This window comes from Vibrio splendidus (genome assembly GCF_024347615.1).
Taxonomy (GTDB): Bacteria; Pseudomonadota; Gammaproteobacteria; order Enterobacterales; family Vibrionaceae; genus Vibrio; species Vibrio splendidus.
The window spans coordinates 3,217,176-3,235,907 of record NZ_AP025508.1; the positions used below are offsets into that span (position 1 = coordinate 3,217,176).

Below are 18,732 nucleotides of genomic sequence, written 5' to 3' on the forward strand. Positions count from 1 at the left end.
CAACTTGGTTGGCGAACGAGTATTAAACACTTCAAGCTTTGGGCGGATTATGCGAAAATCCGCCCTCATTTTTTGCTAACGATTCAATAGAGTGTCCTATGTCAGCTTATATTGCCCCAAGCCAGATTGCTCAACGCCAACTCGCCTACTTTGAAGGCAAACATGTTTTAGTTGCTGGTGAGGCAGAAGACTTATTCCCTGTTGAATTAGCGAAACATTGTGAATCAGTCACCGTGTTTACTTCTAATTACAGCTACTACCGTCAATTAGAAGGCTGCAACACCATCCAACGTTTTTATGGTGCGGAGTTTACCGAAGAAACCAAAGCCGACTTAGTGATGCTTTACTGGCCAAAGGCTAAAGCAGAAGCGGAATTTCTGTTGGCGATGTTATTTGCCAAGCTAGGTAAAGATACCGAGATTGTCGTAGTTGGCGAGAATCGTTCTGGTGTTAAAAGTATCGAGAAGATGTTCGCTCCTTACGGCAAAGTCGTGAAATACGATTCGGCGCGCCGTTGCTCTTTCTACTGGGGTCAATGCTTCGATCAACCACAAGCCTTCAATCTGCAAAACTGGTTTAAAACCTATACGGTTAACATTGATGAGCAGTCACTGACTGTAAAAAGCCTTCCAGGTGTGTTTAGTCACGGCCAATTTGATGTCGGTAGCCAACTGCTACTTGATACTCTGCCAAAGCTGAAAGGTAAGGTACTGGATTTTGGTTGTGGTGCTGGCGTATTGGGCGCGGTAATGGCATCTCGTCACCCTGATATCGAGCTAGAAATGTGCGACATCAGTGCATTTGCCGTGGCATCAAGCCAAGCTACGTTAGAAGCGAACGGTTTAACGGGAAATGTCTTCGCCTCAGATGTCTATTCCGACACATCAAAAGACTACCAATTCATCATCAGTAACCCACCATTCCATTCTGGTTTGGATACAAGCTACAGCGCGACTGAGACCTTACTTGCTCAGGCTCCTAAGCATTTGAAGCGTTCTGGCGAGATGATTATTGTTGCGAACAGTTTCTTAAAATACGTTCCAATTATTGAACAAGCGTTTGGAAAATGCGCGACTCTAAATAAGACCACTAAATTCGCGATCTATCACGCAAACAAATAGCCTATCTAGCACAGCGCAGGGTCATTATCTGCGCTGTCTGTTCATATTTCTGTCAAAACTCTATAAAAATGAGCTTTTGCACACGCTTTAAATACCACTTACTTGTCAAAGTAAAAAAACTCGTTAATTTCGTTAAATTGGAACCCGTTAATTCTATTCTCTGTACTTGTTTTCAGCCCTTTTAGCAGTACATCAAAGGAAAGTAGTACCCAATTTATGTTTAGATTCTATCGTAAGCAGAAGTTTAAGCGCCTTCAAAATACCCTAATGCTGGCATTTCTTGTCCTCAGTATTACCCCAGTGACACTTATCGCGATATTTTTCCTCCAGTCGCACAGTCAGGATCTTCAGGAACAAAGTACTTCGCACCTTGTTTCGGTCCGTGATACTAAGCAACAGCAAATTGTCGATTATCTACAAGCTCAAGAGTCCCAAGTCATGGGCTTTGTTCGCTCAGAACTTGCCAATGCCAGTGGCGGGCGATTCTATGGTTTAATCAATGCGTTCCAACGCTTAGGGTTAGATATTGACGAAGCGCGCAGTAATGCGCAGCAGCGTTACATTCAAGGCTCTGGCGATCAAATCAAGACATCGATTCTTCCAGAATCTAGTAGCTTTATTGGCAGCGAACGTTATCGACTGCTTCACAAGCGCTACCATAACTCATACCAAGAATTGCTTAAGCGTTCAGACTTTGATGACATTCTATTAGTCGATATTAACGGTAACGTCGCTTACTCAATCTTTAAGCGTGATGATTACGGCACTAACTTGCTAACAGGTAAGTACAAAGATTCAAACCTAGGCGTTACCTTTCAACGCTTAGCAAAAGACGTAAAAGACAAACGTAAATCCAACGAGGACTATACACCGGTTATCGTTTCTGACTTTAAAGATGAGAACGGTAAGCAGACGGCTTGGTTAGGTGCGCCTATTGTTCAACAAGGCTACCTGCACAGTTACGCCATGTTTAGGCTGCCAATCAATGGGATTACTAAGCTGATTGCGGATCTCAACAAGAGTTCAAATATTCAAACACTGCTTGTGGGTGATGATCACCTGCCACGCAGCCTCGCCCATTCGCAAGAGTCGATTAATTTAAGCTTAGACGTTGTCGATAAAGCATTGGCTGGCGAAACGGCCGTAGGTACGTTCAACAACACTCAAGATCAAGCAATCATCGCAGCATATACCCCAATTGAGCTGAAATACGCAACATGGGCTCTTGTCGTAGAGCTGCCAGAAAAAGAGGCGTTTGCCCGTATTCATCAGTTAGAAAAGATCTTCGTGATCGTGATGCTCACAGCGATCATTCTTGTGTTTGTTGCATCGCATTATCTGTCCAATTTCATCACTTCTCCTCTCCTCAAGCTCACATGGGCTGCCGAGAAAGTCTCTGCAGGTGATCTTGATGAAACCATGATCAACACCGAACGCAAAGATGAAATAGGCCGACTCGCGGTTAGCTTCGAAAGAATGCAGCGATCGATCCGTGAAAAAATGCAGCTCATCAAGAGCCAAAACGGTGAGCTTGAGGACAACCTTAAGACCATTCAAAAGCAAAACGAAGAGTTGCAACTGGCGAACAAACTTAAAGATGAATTCTTAGCCACCACCTCACATGAATTGAGAACACCATTACATGGCATGGTTGGCATCGCTGAAGCGCTAATATCTGGTGCTAACGGCCCTATTCCTGCCAACCAGAAGTACCAATTGGATATCATCATCAATAGTGGCCAGAGGTTGGCGACACTGGTTGATGACCTGCTTGATTATCACAAGATGCGCTATGGCAGCTTGGATATTAAGAAGTCTGCTGTTGATTTATCTGCAGCCACCAGCTTAGTGCTTGAGTTATCTCATCACCTGTTAGGTAACAAGCCAATCCGCATCATTAACCAAGTGCCAAGTGATTTAGGTCTCGTTTCATCGGATCCTCAACGACTTGAGCAAGTGATGTATAACTTGGTTGGCAATGCTATCAAGTACACATCAGAAGGTAAGATTGTTATCTCAGCAAGCGTCATCGACGACAACATTCGAGTACAAGTTGTTGATACCGGCCAAGGTATACCTGCTGAATATCTTGAACACATCTTTGAGCCATTGATTCAAGCTGGCCAAGACGCAAGTAACTATCGCCAAGGTGCCGGCCTTGGGTTATCCATCAGTCGTCAGTTAATTGAGTTGATGGGTGGTTCACTGTACGTAAGTAGCCAACCGATGCTTGGCACTACATTCAGCTTCACATTACCTTTAGCTACCCAAGAAGAACTGGATAGCTACAGTGAGTCAGGGAGCTACTCACACTTCCAAGCGCCGGATTTAATTGATAACACTCAGCAAGAAAACAGCGCTATCAGTGAAAACCCAGATGGCCCGTTATTGGTTATCGCCGATGATGAGCCGGTGAACCTGCGCGTATTAGACAGCTTCTTGAAGCTAGAAGGTTATCGAGTTCGCACCGCCTGTGACGGCCCTGAGACCATTGAACTGATTGAAAAAGAGAAACCAGAGTTACTTCTGCTCGACATCATGATGCCAGGTATGAGCGGCTATCAGGTTTGTGAAGCACTGCGTAAGCAATACGATCATGCACAATTGCCAATCATCATGCTAACGGCACTCAACCAAGCGGAAGACCGTGTTCGCGGTTTCGAAGCGGGTGCCAACGATTACTTGTCTAAACCGTTCAACAAACAAGAACTGGCGGCGCGAATTACGGCTCACTTATCAGCAAGCAAAGCTGAGCAAAGGCGTCTTGAGAATGATCAATTGCAACTAGAGCTTAAACACAGGGCCATGGTTGAAGCTAACCTACTAGAAACTCAAGGGCGCTTGTTGGAGCAGTTGGAGTCAGCCCCTGAAGCCATCATCTGTATTCGTGATGACCAACGTATTCGCTTTGCCAACGAAGCGGCTGCTAAGCTGTTTAGACGTGGGCAAGAACAACTCAAGCGCTCAATGGCCGACGAGATCATCGCGCCTAAATACCTGAAGGTGGAACAAGCTCACTACTGTGGTGATATTGATATCTATATAGACGACACACGTCAGCGCATTCCAAGTGACATCCTTAAGCTACCTGAAGGTTCAGGGCTCGACACCATGTATATCTTCAATGTCGGTGGTGGCGTTAACTCAAACCGAGTCAATAACCTTGAAACAGCGGTTGAGGCACTTTCAAGCTACGCCTTTGAAGGTGACAAAGATAAGCTTCAACAACTGAAAGAGCTTGGCGGTGAATTTACTCGCCTTGCTGATAAGGCAACCGGTGAGGGTAAAAACAAGCAAGAGCTGATGCGTGAAGTACTAGTCGATGTCATGACCAATGCCATTATCTACTGGGAGTCTGTTACTGGGGAGACCAAGTTTGCTTTCGCAGAAAAGAGTGGCTTATGGCGAGTCTACTTAGACCGCAGTACCCTACAAACTAGAACGCTAGACAAATACCTACGCGTAGAAACTCTACCGAAAACACCTCGCTGGCGAACGGTACTGAGCTCTATCGAATTCATACTTGAACACTGTAAAGAACAAACACCAGAAAGAACTCATATCGAGATGCTAAGGGATAAACTACAGAAACTACTGACCAGCTAACCCTGAAGTAAGATCACGATACTGTAAATAATGGAGCCCACTTAGCGTGGGCTTTTTTGTACGCCTAACAATCACAAAAAGTAGAATCCCAACGCTTGCAACGCACTTTTTTTACGTCTTTAAACAAGGAGCAATTCACGCCAATTACGCACAGTGCGTGCTCGTAACCGTCAGTACTTTTCGTTCTATTCTCAATCATATCTGACCGTTATCTGACTCTTTGTTGCAGTTTGAGAAGCGAGTCACAACAGAACGGCAGATTTAATTTTCTAGGGAAATTTAACGTAAAAGCGGCAAGTGACCAAGATCTACAATTACAAAACCCTAGCCTAAAGCTTTATAATAAAAAGCCCAGGTAGTTAGTGACCACTTACACCCAGCCGATACAGCAAAACCAAATGCGAGTCACATCACCTTAACAATTGCGCACAAAAAACCACCAAAGCACCCCATTTTGACGTTAATGACGTGGGATTGCTTGTTTTTAACGTTTTTGACGGGAAACGAGTTTGATTAATTCATCGATAAGGTGTTTTCTTACTCCTGCCAAAGGCCTACAGGCCACTCTTACCACTTCTCAGAATCAACGATGAATCTGGAGCAATGAAGAAGAGGTAGGCCTTTAACTAGAGTGTGTATCTACTAAACAATTTAGCGACAGATAACATTCAATCCATTAGTGAAATGAAAGCAAATAGTAAGGAACAGCTATGCTTGCCAATATAAAAAAAACAGCAATAGCAACAGATAACATTCAATCCATTAGTGAAATGAAAGCAAATAGTAAGGAACAGCTATGCTTGCCAATATAAAAAAAACAGCAATAGCAACAGCAATTATTGCAACTGCTACAACAGGTTTTGCATCAGTAGCAACAGCTGCAGAACGCAGTGAGTTGACTATTCACCCGAAAGAGTACACTACATTTGTACGTAACTTTAACCCGTACCTTGGTGCTACTAACCTACATACTACAACCGACTTCCTTTATGAGCCGCTAGTAGTATTCAACGAAATGCACGGTAACACTCCAGTGTTCCGTCTAGCTGAAAACTTCACAATGTCAGATGATCTGATGAGCGTAGTTTTCGACATTCGTAAGGGTGTTAAATGGTCGGACGGAGAAACTTTCTCTGCTGATGATGTTGTTTTTTCTTTCAACCTTGTAAAAGAGAAGCCAGAGCTTGACCAATCTGGTATCAACTCTTGGGTAACTTCTGTAGAAAAACTGAACGACTACCAAGTTAAGTTCAGCCTAACAGAAGCTAACTCGAACGTACCTTACGAGATTGCTAAAGTACCTGTAGTACCTAAGCACATCTGGAAAGACGTGAAAGATCCATCAACGTTTACCAATGAGAACCCAGTAGGTTCTGGTCCGTTTACAGAAATCGATACGTTTACAGCTCAACTATACATCCAGTGTGCTAACCCGAACTACTGGGATGCAGACAACCTAGATGTTGACTGTCTACGTGTTCCACAAATTGCGAACAACGACCAGTTCCTAGGTAAAGTTGTAAACAGTGAAATGGACTGGACGTCTTCTTTCGTTCCAGATATCGATCGTACATACGCTGCAGCTAGCCCTAAACACCACTACTGGTACCCGCCAGCAGGTACACAGGCATTCATCGTTAACTTCAAGCACCCTGATGCTGCGAAGCATGAAGCATTGAGCAACGTTGAATTCCGTCGTGCTTTCTCTATGGCTCTTGACCGTCAAACTATCATCGATATCGCATTCTACGGTGGCGGTACTGTGAACGATTTCGCATCGGGTCTTGGCTACGCATTTGAAGCTTGGTCTGATGAAAAAACTCATGACAAGTACAAAGGCTTCAACACTTACAACGCTGAAGGCGCGAAGAAGCTTCTTGCTGACGCTGGCTTCAAAGATGTAAATAAAGATGGTTTTGTTGACACTCCATCAGGCAAGTCTTTCGAACTAATGATTCAATCTCCAAACGGCTGGACTGACTTCAACAACACAGTTCAACTAGCGGTAGAACAGCTAAACGAAATCGGTATTAAAGCGAAAGCTCGTACACCTGACTTCTCTGTTTACAACCAAGCAATGCTTGAAGGTACATACGACGTAGCATACACAAACTACTTCCACGGTGCGGATCCATACACGTACTGGAACAGTGCTTACAACTCATCACTTCAATCTGGTGATGGTATGCCTCGTTTCGCGATGCACTTCTACCAAAACGACAAGCTAGATGGTCTTCTAAACAGCTTCTACAAAACAGCTGACAAGAACGAGCAGCTAGATATTGCACACGGTATCCAGCAAATCATCGCTGCAGACCAAGTGACAATCCCAGTGATGTCTGGTGCTTACATGTACCAATACAACACGACTCGCTTCACTGGTTGGTGGAACGAAGAAAATCCAAAAGGCCGTCCAAACATTTGGGCTGGTATTCCAGAGCGTCTACTTCATGTACTGGACCTAAAACCAGTTAAATAAGTAATCGTTCAATCTTTGCGGCGTAACTTCTTACGCCGCTTATAAAAATCCCCACACTATCAATTGAAAGTATGGCGCTAGTCGTCAGGGGATTTTTCGTTCCAAATTTCGCTAGGAGCGACCTGAATCCAGAAACAGGGAAACAATCTGGGTGAGTAAGGTGTGAGTTATGGGTTATTTTTTAAGACGTTTGTCATTTTATTTTGTCGCGCTATTAGTTGCAGCGACGTTAAACTTTATTATTCCAAGAGCAATGCCTGGTGACCCAGTTACCATGATGTTTGCGAACGCTTCTGTACAAGTTACTCCTGAGCGTATTGCGGCAATGAAAGAACTATTAGGCTTCGTTGATGGCGGCTTACTGGTTCAATACGGCGCATACATGAAGAACATTCTAAGCTGGGAGCTTGGTACATCAATTCAATTCTACCCACTTTCAGTAAATACACTGTTAGGTGGCGCATTCGGTTGGTCGCTATTCTTAGCAGGCACTGCCGTTATTCTTTCTTTCTCGATTGGCTCAATCCTAGGTATTTTTGCAGCGTGGAAACGTGGCAGTAAATACGATGCCTTTGTTACTCCAGGGATGCTTATTCTACAAGCCGTTCCTCAAGTTGTTATTGCCATGCTTGCGCTATTTACCTTCGCAATTGGTTTGAAGTGGTTCCCAACTGGCTACGCCTATACCGCTGGTACGATACCTGACTGGACAAGTTGGGCATTCATCAAAGACGTTGCTTACCACGCTTTCTTGCCTCTGGTATGTGCTTCGGTTGTTCAAATTGGTGGCTTCCTAGTAAACATGCGTAACAACATGATCAACCTACTCGCAGAAGACTACATCACCATGGCGAAAGGCAAAGGCCTTAGCGAAAACCGAGTGGTATTCAATTACGCAGCTCGTAACGCGATGCTGCCAAGTGTGACGGCGCTTTCGATGTCTCTAGGTATGGCAATCGGCGGTCAGTTAATTATCGAAATCATCTTTAACTACCCAGGTCTTGGTAGCGTACTTTTCAACGCAATTAACGCTCGTGACTACCAAGTATTGCAAGGCCAACTGCTTATCATGACGCTATTCATGCTGTTCTTTAACCTTGTTGCAGACATGCTTTACGTTGTTCTTGACCCTCGTCTTCGTAAGGGTGGTAAATAATCATGAAAGATATTCTAAAACTCATTTGGCGCAATCCGATGGCCCTAACCGGTGTCATCATCCTAAGTATTTTTATTCTTGGTGCTATTGCGGCTCCATTGATCACCAAACATGTACCAGACAAGCGTACAGGTAATCCACACGAGTACCCTGGCTTCGTCGTTAAGTCTGCACAAACGAACCCTGACGGCTGGGTTGCTCAAAACCTAGCAGACGACCGTCGCACACTTATCATGTCTAAGAAGGCGGACCATGTACTGGGGACAACTCGTATGGGGCGTGACGTTTGGTCACAAGTGGTATACGGAGCACGTGTATCTCTGGCTGTAGGTTTTGGTGCGGGCCTTACCGTATGTTTACTCGCAACGGTTATCGGTGTTTCCGCGGGCTACTTTGGCGGCCGTGTCGATGACATCTTGACAGCCGCAATGAACATTATGCTGGTTATTCCTCAATACCCATTACTGTTCGTAGTTGCAGCCTTTATCGGTGAGGCAGGGCCACTCACCATAACCTTAGTTATCGGCTTTATGTCCTGGGCTTGGGGCGCGCGTGTTGTTCGTTCCCAAACGTTAGCACTGCGTGAAAAAGAGTTTGTAAAAGCCGCTGAAGTTTTGGGTGAATCTTCATTCCGTATCATCTTCGTAGAGATTCTTCCAAACCTTATCTCTATCGTTGGCGCGAGCTTCATCGGTTCGGTGATGTACGCAATCATGATGGAAGCTACGATTTCGTTCCTAGGTCTTGGTGACCCGAACACAATCAGCTGGGGCATCATGCTTTACAACGTTCAAACCTCTTCATCAATGCTGATTGGCGCTTGGTGGGAACTGTTGGCTCCTTGTATCGCATTAACACTACTTGTAACTGGCCTTGCTCTGCTTAACTTCGCGGTCGATGAAATTGCCAACCCGCAACTGCGTTCTCACAAAGGCATGAAGCGTTGGAAAAAACTAGCGGCTCAAGATAAAGAAGAACGTGAACCAGAACTACCACCACAAAATGCACTTTGGAGCGGAGATAAATAATCATGTCTGAACCACTAATTTCAATCCGCAACTTATGCGTGGATTACATCACAGAGTCTGGCGATGTTCGCGCGTGTAATAACGTAAGTTTTGACATCGCTCCGGGTGAAGTATTCGGCTTAGCTGGTGAATCTGGCTGTGGTAAATCAACCGTTGCTTTCTCTCTTATGCGTCTTCATAAGCCGCCCGCTTACATCAGTGGTGGTGAAGTCATCTTCAATGGTGAGAACATCCTTGAATACAGTGACGAACGCATGCAAGCGTTCCGCTGGAGCGAGATGTCGATGGTATTCCAGAGTGCGATGAACGCACTCAACCCTGTACTTCCAATGGAAGAACAGTTCTGTGATGTGATTATGCATCACACCAACATGACTCGTGAACAAGCTAAGCAACGCGCTGAAGGTCTACTTGAAATTGTCGATATTCACCCAAGCCGATTGAGTGACTACCCTCACCAATTCTCTGGCGGCATGCGTCAACGCTTAGTTATTGCTATCGCTTTAGCATTGAATCCAAAGCTGATCATTATGGATGAGCCAACGACCGCGCTTGATGTGGTTGTTCAACGCGAAATCCTACAAAAGATCTATGCGCTAAAAGAAGAGTTTGGTTTCTCAATTCTGTTCATCACCCATGACTTGTCATTGATGGTCGAGTTCTCTGACCGTATCGGCATCATGTACTCAGGTGAGCTTATCGAGGTCGCAAACTCTCAAGATATTCTAGAAAACCCTTACCACCCTTACACCAAAGGGCTGGGTAGTTCTTTCCCTCCACTAACAGGGCCAAAGACAAAACTAGCGGGTATTCCGGGCAACCCTCTGAACCTCTTAGAGATTCCTGAAGGGTGTCGTTTCCAAGCTCGATGTGACCGTGTACATGAAGCTTGTACTAAGGTGCCAACCAAGCTGCGCTCTATCGACCCGGGACACTTGTCTAACTGCCACCTGTACGGTGACCCAATAGTACAAAGGAAGCTATAGCTTGCACGCTGACTCAGCGTGAATAACGAATAAGGCGGCTCGACCGTCGAAAAGCAAGCAAAGCGAACAAGGATTCTGGAGACAATTATGAGCAAAGATTTCGGTCAATTATTGGTAGAAGGCAAGAATGTCGTAAAAGACTTCCCAATAAGCAGTACCACCATTCAAACCCCAATGATGCGTGCGATTAACGACGTGTCATTCAAGATGTATAAAAGCCGTGGCCTAGCGGTGGTTGGTGAGTCAGGTTCAGGCAAATCAACAACAGCAAAAATGATCGCAAAAATGTACGCGCCTTCGGGCGGTACGATCGAATACAAAGGTCGCGATATCCAAGAGATCTCAAGCAGAAAAGATCTCATGCACTACCGTGAAGGTGTGCAGATGGTATGGCAAGACCCGTTTGGTTCACTGAACCCAACACACAATATCTTCCACCACATCGCTCGCCCTTTGTTGATCCACAAAAAAGTATCTCCGGGCAACAAGAAAGAGTTACAGGAACGTGTATACGATCTTCTAGAGCAAGTGGGGTTAGTACCACCGCAAGCGACGGCAGAAAAGTACCCTCACCAACTCTCAGGTGGCCAGCGTCAACGTGTCAACCTTGCACGTAACATCGCGGTAGGTGCGGAAGTGGTTCTAGCCGATGAGCCAACCTCAATGCTTGATGTATCGATTCGTGCTGGTGTTTTGAACCTGATGGAAGAGATGAAGTTTGAGAAGCAAATGTCTCTACTTTATATCACTCACGACATCGCAACGGCTCGTTACATCGCTGAAGATCTTTCCGTAATGTACGTTGGACACATGGTGGAATGGGGCGATACCGATGACGTGATTGCTAACCCTCAACACCCTTACACTCAGCTATTGGTTTCGGCAGTTCCAGATCCTAAGAAATCGATCCACGACCAACTAGCAGGTAACAAAGGGGAGATCCCACTTTGGACACCAGTATCAGCAGGTTGCCCATTTGCAGGCCGTTGTACTCACGCGATGGACAAGTGTAAAGAACAGCTGCCAGGAGTTACACAGTTAGCTGATAACCACTTTGTACGTTGTTACCTACACGAAAGCTAAGCAATAAAGTCCAAGTTAGGGTCTGCGGACCCTAACTATTTATATCCAAAACATTCAAGTACCTAGCCAATAGAAACTAGGACTGTCGGAGAATATTGATGCTGTTATTGACCAACCATATTGGCTATGAGTCCACAGGCCCAAAGCAAGCTATCTTACAAACAAAGAAAGCTCGTCTATCGAGCACTACGGCTTTACTCGTCTGTGCAGACAATCATATGACTGTCGGAAGTTTTGATGTGGTTAAACAAGGCCGCGTAGCAAATTGGCATCAAGGGCAATTCTTCACTATCGATTTCAGTTCAGTTACTGAATCTGGTCGCTACTACCTACGTTTTGACAACCTGCGTTCAGAAGTATTTGAGATTGGTAGCAACCTATTAATGAACCACACATTCTCTGATGTGCTTCATTACTTTAAGTCACAACGCTGTGGCGGTATTTTCGACAAAAAAGATCGACAAGCACAAATTCTAAGTACCGACAGATACGTCGATGTCCACGGAGGATGGTATGACGCATCAGGAGATGTCAGTAAGTATTTTAGCCACCTGTCTTATGGTAACTACCTAAACCCACAACAAATTCCAATGGTCGTTTGGAACATGCTAAAAAGTGCACGCTTGACTAGCCATAACCCAGACTTCCCGAAATTCTCCATGACTCGTCTAACGGAAGAGGCTCTGTTCGGTGCCGACTTCTTAGTGCGTATGCAAGACGCCGACGGATACTTCTATATGACGGTATTCGACAAATGGAGCAAAGATATCAATCAGCGCGACATCTGCGCTTATGCGACTCAAGATGGTCATAAATCAACGGACTTACAGGCGGGCTACCGACAAGGTGCCGGCGTAGCTATTGCAGCATTGGCTGCTGCATCTGAGCTTGAAGCCTCTGGCAGTTACTCTAGCCAAACCTACCTTGATACAGCTGCGAAAGGCTATTGGCACCTTAAAGAACACAACCTTCAGTACCTAAACGATGGCGAAGAGAACATCATCGATGAGTATTGCGCCCTACTCGCAGCCAATGAGCTGTATCGCGTAACTCAAGACCAGCAATACCTAACAGAAGCAAGAGCTTGGGCGACTCGCTTAATCTCTCGCCAACAGTCAGATAATTCATTTGAGCACTTCTGGTCTGCAAATTCTGATGGCTCTCGCCCATACTTTCATGCAGCAGAAGCTGGCCTTCCGGTGATTGCGCTATGCGAATACATCGACAACGAAACCAATGCTGAATTAAAAGAACAGGCTCGCACAGCTGTTGAGCAAGCTTGCCAGTTCGAAATCAACATTACCGACAAAGTCACCAACCCATTCGGCTACCCAAGACAGTACGTTAAATCTGTCGATGGTGATAAACGTGATGCCTTCTTCGTCGCTCAACAGAATGAGACAGGTTACTGGTGGCAAGGTGAAAATGCTCGCCTTGGTTCACTCGCAACCATGGCTTACCTAGTTCAACCGCACATTAAGGATAATGACCTTCAACAGCGTCTAATCCAGCTTTCACAAAACAGCCTTGATTGGATCTTAGGCCTCAACCCATACCACATGTGCATGCTCGATGGTCACGGCCATAACAACCCAGACTACCTACCTCAGCTTGGTTTCTTCAATGCAAAAGGTGGTGTCTGCAACGGTATCACGGCTGGTTTCGAAGACGAACAAGACATCGCATTCAACCCACCAGCACAGAAAGACGACATGCTTCAAAACTGGCGCTGGGGTGAACAATGGATCCCTCACGGCGCTTGGTTCCTATTGGCAACGGCTTCGCAATTCAACTTCCTAGCACAAAGTAAGGAGCAATAATCATGACTCTTTACTACGTAGGTATTGATGGTGGAGGCACTTCTTGTCGAGCTCGAATTCGCGATGACCAAGGCAAGCTGGTTGGTGAAGCAAAGAGTGGCAGTGCCAACATTCTACTGGGTGTTGATGTTGCAATGAACTCTATCGTTGACGCCATCACCAAAGCCGCACAACAAAGCCAACTCGACTCTAACGATTTTTCTAATATGCATGTTGGTTTGGCGCTAGCTGGCGCAGAGCAAAAGTCGGCATGGTTCGACTTCATGGTACAAGCTCACCCTTTCGCAAGTATGACACTCAATACAGACGCCTATGGTGCATGTATTGGTGCACATAATGGCCAAGACGGCGCAATCATGATTGGTGGTACAGGTTCATGTGGTATCTACCTGAACGACGGCGAGCAACATGTGGTTGGCGGTCGTGAATTCCCAATTTCAGACCAAGGCGGCGGCGCAGTGATGGGCCTTCGTTTAATTCAGCAAGTTCTACTCGCTGAAGATGGCATTCGCAACAAAACCGCGCTGATCAAACACGTTATGAATCATTTCAATAATGATGTTGATGCGATCGTGGCGTGGTCAAAAGGCGCGATTCCAAAAGATTACGGTCAATTTTCTCCAGTTATTTTTCAACTGGCAAATGAAGGTGATGAACTGGCTATCGAGATGCTCAAGCAAACCGCTGCTGATATCGAAATGTTTGTCTTAGCACTACACCGAAAAGGCGCTGACAAGGTGTGCTTAATGGGAAGTATCGCTGAACGCATTCACAACTGGCTATCGCCACCAGTACAACAATGGATCGTTAAACCTCAATTCGACGCTATCGAAGGCGCGTTGATGTTTGCCGGGAAATCACAACACAACTTGTATCAACAGGCTTAGCAGGGAAGTTATATGAATTATCGCATCGACTTAGCTGTTCTTTCTGAACAAAAAAATAACTGCCGATTCGGCCTTACGGTACATAACTTAAGTGACCTCGACGTACAAGATTGGTCACTGCATTTTGCCTTTGACCGATTCATCCTTCCTGAGAGTTTGTCGCAAGGTGAATTGACTCAAGTAGGAAGCTTTTGCTCGTTCAAACCAAATTCGCCAGTGTTAAAAGCCAATAACCATTTCTACCTTGAATTCAGTATTCAAAGCGCACCATTCCGCTTCTATTCTGATGGCCTTAACGATGCCTTTATCCAGTCACATCATGATGGGGAAACATCGGTACTGCCTGTCGCGATATCACCCATTGTTTTGGCTTCGCCATACCGTGAACGCAATCAAATTCCTGAAGTGAACGCAGCTCAAGTGGCATTGATTCCTCAGCCGAATCAGATCGAATTTCAGCAAGGTAGTTTCGCGCTAAGTAGCTTCGCGCTAAATAACGACTGCAGAATTGAGGTTCAATCTCATCTTGCTGATAAGGCTGTCTCTTGGCTGCAACAAGAATTGCTCTCGACCTTTGAGTTATCTCTTTCGACCACGCTTTCAACTGAACTTTCAAAAGACGAAAGCGGCGGCATTCTATTTCGCAGCAACCCGACGTTAGATGAAGCCGAATACAAGCTGACCATCACTGCACAACAGATTACTGCTGAATCAGGCAGCCAATCGGGCTTTACACACGCTGTGGCAAGCTTGATCCAATTAGTTCAACAACTGGACGCAGAGAACCTCTCTCTACCATGTTGCAAAATCGCCGATCAACCTCGATTTAAGTACCGCGGCATGATGTTGGATTGCGCTCGTCACTTCCACTCAGTCGATCAAGTGAAGCGTTTGATCAACCAACTGGCGCAGTACAAATTCAACGTTTTTCACTGGCACCTAACCGATGATGAAGGCTGGAGAATTGAGATCAAGAGCCTGCCTCAGCTAACAGAAATTGGCGCTTGGCGTGGTCCTGATCATGCATTAGAACCGCAATACACCCACATTTCTGACAACTATGGCGGCTTCTACACACAACAACAGATTCGCGAAGTCATTAAATATGCAGAGCAACGCAGCATCACGGTGATCCCAGAGATCGATATCCCGGGACACTGTCGCGCCGCAATCAAATCACTGCCAGACATGCTAGTTGAGCAAGCAGACACCACACAATACAAAAGCATTCAGCACTACAACGACAACGTGCTAAATCCAGGTTTACCGGGTACTTACCAATTCCTAGATGCCGTTATTGAAGAAGTGGCAGAGCTTTTCCCTAGCGAATTGATCCACATGGGCGCAGATGAAGTGCCACCAGGAGTGTGGAGCAACAGCCCTGCTGCTCAAGCTCTGATGAAAGAGCATCAATATAAAGACAGCAAAGACTTGCAAGGTCACCTATTCCGTTATGCCGAGAACAAACTCAAGCAACTTGGCAAGCGCATGGTGGGCTGGGAAGAAGCGCAACACGGCGACAAAGTCAGTAAAGAGACCATCATCTACTCGTGGCTCAGTGAAGAAGCTGCAGTGAATTGCGCTCGCCAAGGCTTTGATGTGGTGCTGCAACCGGCACAATTTACCTATCTCGACATGACCCAAGATTATGCACCGGAAGAACCGGGTGTAGATTGGGCTGCTGTCATCCCATTAGAACAAGCTTATACCTACGAAGCGCTTGCTGAAATATCCGACACCGACCCAATTCGTAAGCGGATCCGCGGAATTCAGTGTGCTCTATGGTGTGAGATCGTCACCAACCAAAAGCGTATGGATTACATGGTATTCCCAAGAATTAGCGCTTTAGCTGAAGGATGTTGGACACATAAAAACAACCGAAACTGGCTAGATTACCTATCTCGCCTAAAGGGCCACCTGCCATTACTCGACAGACTCAATGTTGATTATCGCAACCCTTGGAAAGCTCAATAAAACAAAATCAAAGCGACACTCATATCGAGCGGTTGCTAACTAAAATTAAGTTGCTGACTCAAATTAAGGTGCTCAGTCAAATAAGACTCAGCATCACTATTTAAAAATTAGCTGCATAGATGCAGTTTGTTAAAAAGGAAATGACAATGAAATACGGCTATTTCGATAACGACAATCGCGAATACGTCATCACTCGCCCTGATGTACCAGCTCCTTGGACCAACTACCTAGGTACTGAAAAGTTTTGTACCGTAATTTCGCACAATGCGGGCGGTTACTCGTTCTACAATTCTCCGGAATACAACCGTGTTACTAAATTCCGTCCAAACGGCACCTTCGACCGTCCAGGACACTATGTTTACCTGCGTGATGATGAGACAGGTGATTACTGGTCTATCTCTTGGCAGCCTGTGGCAAAAAGCCTAGATGAAGCGAACTACGAAGTACGCCATGGCCTGTCATACTCTAAGTTCAAGTGTGAATACAGTGGTATTACCGCAACTAAAACGCTATTCGTTCCTAAGGGAGAAGATGCTGAAGTTTGGGATGTCGTACTGAAGAACAACACTGACAAACCAAGAACCATCAGCACATTCTCGTTCGTTGAGTTCTCTTTCAGCCACATTCAATCAGACAACCAGAACCATCAGATGTCCTTGTACTCTGCGGGCACGTCTTACCAAGAAGGTGTTCTGGAATACGACTTGTACTACAACACCAACGACTTTGAAGGCTTCTACTACCTAGCGTCAACCTTCTCACCAGACAGCTATGATGGCCAACGTGACAACTTCCTTGGCATGTACCGTGATGAAGCAAACCCAATTGCGGTTGAAAATGGCAAGTGTTCTAACAGCGCTCAAACCTGTTACAACCATTGTGGTTCTCTGCACAAGCAATTTACGATTCAACCGGGTGAAGAAGTTCGCTTTGCGTATGTATTAGGTATCGGTAAAGGCAACGGTGAACGCCTACGCGAGAAGTACCAAGATACAGCAAACGTAGATGCCGCTTTCCAAGGCATCAAAGATCACTGGGACGAGCGTTGCAACAAATTCCAAGTTAAGTCGCCAAACGAAGGCTTAGACACCATGATCAACACGTGGACGCTATACCAAGCGGAAACCTGTGTGGTTTGGTCGCGCTTTGCATCCTTCATTGAAGTCGGTGGCCGTACTGGCCTTGGTTACCGTGATACGGCGCAAGACGCGATCTCAGTACCTCATGCCAACCCACAAATGACCAAGAAACGTATTATCGATCTGCTTCGTGGCCAAGTCAAAGCGGGCTACGGTCTACACTTGTTCGATCCTGACTGGTTCGATCCAGAGAAAGCAGACGTTGAGCCTTCAAAATCGCCAACGGTTGTTCCAACACCGTCAGACGACGACAAGATCCACGGCATTGACGATACCTGTTCTGATGATCACTTATGGATCGTGCCAACCATCATCAAGTACGTGATGGAAACCGGTGAACACGATTTCTTTGACGAAGTGATTCCATACGCAGATGGGGGTGAAGCAACGGTTTACGAGCACATGAAAGCGGCGCTGAATTTCTCTGCAGAATACGTAGGGCAAACCGGTATCTGTAAAGGTCTTCGCGCAGACTGGAATGACTGTTTGAACCTAGGTGGTGGTGAATCTTCAATGGTTTCATTCCTACACTTCTGGGCGCTACAAGAATTCTTAGACCTAGCTAAGTTCCGTAATAACGATGCTGACGTTACTAAATACACTGAAATGGCAGCGAACGTTCGCGAAGCGTGTGAAACGCACCTTTGGGATGACGAGGGTGGCTGGTACATCCGTGGTCTGACTAAAAATGGCGACAAGATCGGTACCGCTCAACAAGCTGAAGGTCGTGTGCACCTTGAGTCAAACACGCTAGCGGTTCTATCTGGCGCGGTATCTCAAGAGCGTGGCGAGAAAGCGATGGACGCTGTCGATGAGAACCTTTTCTCAGAATATGGCCTGCACCTAAACTCTCCTTCATTCGCAACACCAAACGACGATATCGGTTTCGTAACTCGCGTTTACCAAGGCGTTAAAGAGAATGGTGCAATCTTCTCTCACCCGAATCCATGGGCTTGGGTAGCAGAAGCGAAGCTAGGTCGTGGTGACCGTGCTATGAAGTTCTACGACGCACTTAACCCGTACAACCAAAACGACATGATTGAAACGCGTTACGCAGAACCATACTCGTACGTGCAGTTCATCATGGGTAAAGATCACCAAGACCATGGTCGTGCAAACCACCCTTGGTTAACAGGTACCTCTGGTTGGGCTTACTTCGCGGTAACCAACTTCATTCTTGGTGTTCGTACAGGCTTTGAAGGCTTAACAGTTGATCCATGTATCCCGACTGATTGGCCAGAGTTCGAGGTTACTCGTCAATGGCGTGGCGCGACTTACAACATCACCGTGCAGAACCCGAATGCGGTAAGCAAAGGTGTTGCCTCTATCACTATCAACGGTGAACAGGTTGAAGGCGCAATCCCGGTACAAGCGGAAGGCAGCGTGAACGAAGTTATCGTTGTTCTAGGCTAGTCACTCAATTTGACGAACAGCTCCTGTCTCAAGCCTTCCG

General features: G+C 45.9%; 11 protein-coding genes. All 11 read left to right on the top strand.

Annotated elements, in window-relative coordinates; translation table 11 throughout:
• The first annotated feature begins 98 nt into the window (after nt 1-98).
• The 11 genes from rsmC (at nt 99) to OCU90_RS14295 (ending at nt 18,692) form a co-directional block, all read left to right on the top strand.
• Nucleotides 99-1,121, top strand: coding sequence for a 16S rRNA (guanine(1207)-N(2))-methyltransferase RsmC (rsmC, locus tag OCU90_RS14245; RefSeq protein ID WP_061022489.1), 1,023 nt, complete (start codon nt 99-101; stop codon nt 1,119-1,121).
• A gap of 216 nt (nt 1,122-1,337) precedes the next feature.
• Nucleotides 1,338-4,727 carry a response regulator gene (locus tag OCU90_RS14250; RefSeq protein ID WP_004734534.1) on the top strand — a complete coding sequence of 1,130 codons (3,390 nt, stop codon included), beginning with the start codon at nt 1,338-1,340 and terminating at the stop codon, nt 4,725-4,727.
• A 796-nt stretch (nt 4,728-5,523) separates the two neighbouring features.
• On the top strand, nt 5,524-7,206 hold the full coding sequence (locus tag OCU90_RS14255; protein WP_004734533.1) for an ABC transporter substrate-binding protein: 1,683 nt from the start codon (nt 5,524-5,526) through the stop codon (nt 7,204-7,206).
• A 169-nt stretch (nt 7,207-7,375) separates the two neighbouring features.
• Nucleotides 7,376-8,362, top strand: coding sequence for an ABC transporter permease (locus tag OCU90_RS14260; protein ID WP_004734532.1), 987 nt, complete (start codon nt 7,376-7,378; stop codon nt 8,360-8,362).
• A 2-nt stretch (nt 8,363-8,364) separates the two neighbouring features.
• Nucleotides 8,365-9,390, top strand: a complete 1,026-nt coding sequence (locus OCU90_RS14265) for an ABC transporter permease (protein WP_004734531.1) — start codon at nt 8,365-8,367, stop codon at nt 9,388-9,390.
• Between the two features lie 2 nt (nt 9,391-9,392).
• Nucleotides 9,393-10,376, top strand: coding sequence for an ABC transporter ATP-binding protein (locus OCU90_RS14270; RefSeq protein ID WP_004734530.1), 984 nt, complete (start codon nt 9,393-9,395; stop codon nt 10,374-10,376).
• An 87-nt stretch (nt 10,377-10,463) separates the two neighbouring features.
• Nucleotides 10,464-11,459 (top strand): ABC transporter ATP-binding protein, encoded by a 996-nt coding sequence (locus tag OCU90_RS14275; protein ID WP_017080764.1) that lies wholly within the window; start codon nt 10,464-10,466, stop codon nt 11,457-11,459.
• Between the two features lie 98 nt (nt 11,460-11,557).
• Nucleotides 11,558-13,279, top strand: coding sequence for a glycoside hydrolase family 9 protein (locus tag OCU90_RS14280; RefSeq protein ID WP_061022492.1), 1,722 nt, complete (start codon nt 11,558-11,560; stop codon nt 13,277-13,279).
• Between the two features lie 2 nt (nt 13,280-13,281).
• Nucleotides 13,282-14,166, top strand: coding sequence for a glucosamine kinase nucleotide-binding domain-containing protein (locus tag OCU90_RS14285; RefSeq protein ID WP_061022494.1), 885 nt, complete (start codon nt 13,282-13,284; stop codon nt 14,164-14,166).
• 12 nt (nt 14,167-14,178) lie between these two features.
• A complete protein-coding gene (locus OCU90_RS14290) occupies nt 14,179-16,140 on the top strand; it encodes a beta-N-acetylhexosaminidase (protein ID WP_061022496.1) in 1,962 nt (653 codons plus the stop codon).
• Between the two features lie 146 nt (nt 16,141-16,286).
• Nucleotides 16,287-18,692, top strand: coding sequence for a GH36-type glycosyl hydrolase domain-containing protein (locus OCU90_RS14295; protein ID WP_054547505.1), 2,406 nt, complete (start codon nt 16,287-16,289; stop codon nt 18,690-18,692).
• Nucleotides 18,693-18,732 lie beyond the last annotated feature (40 nt).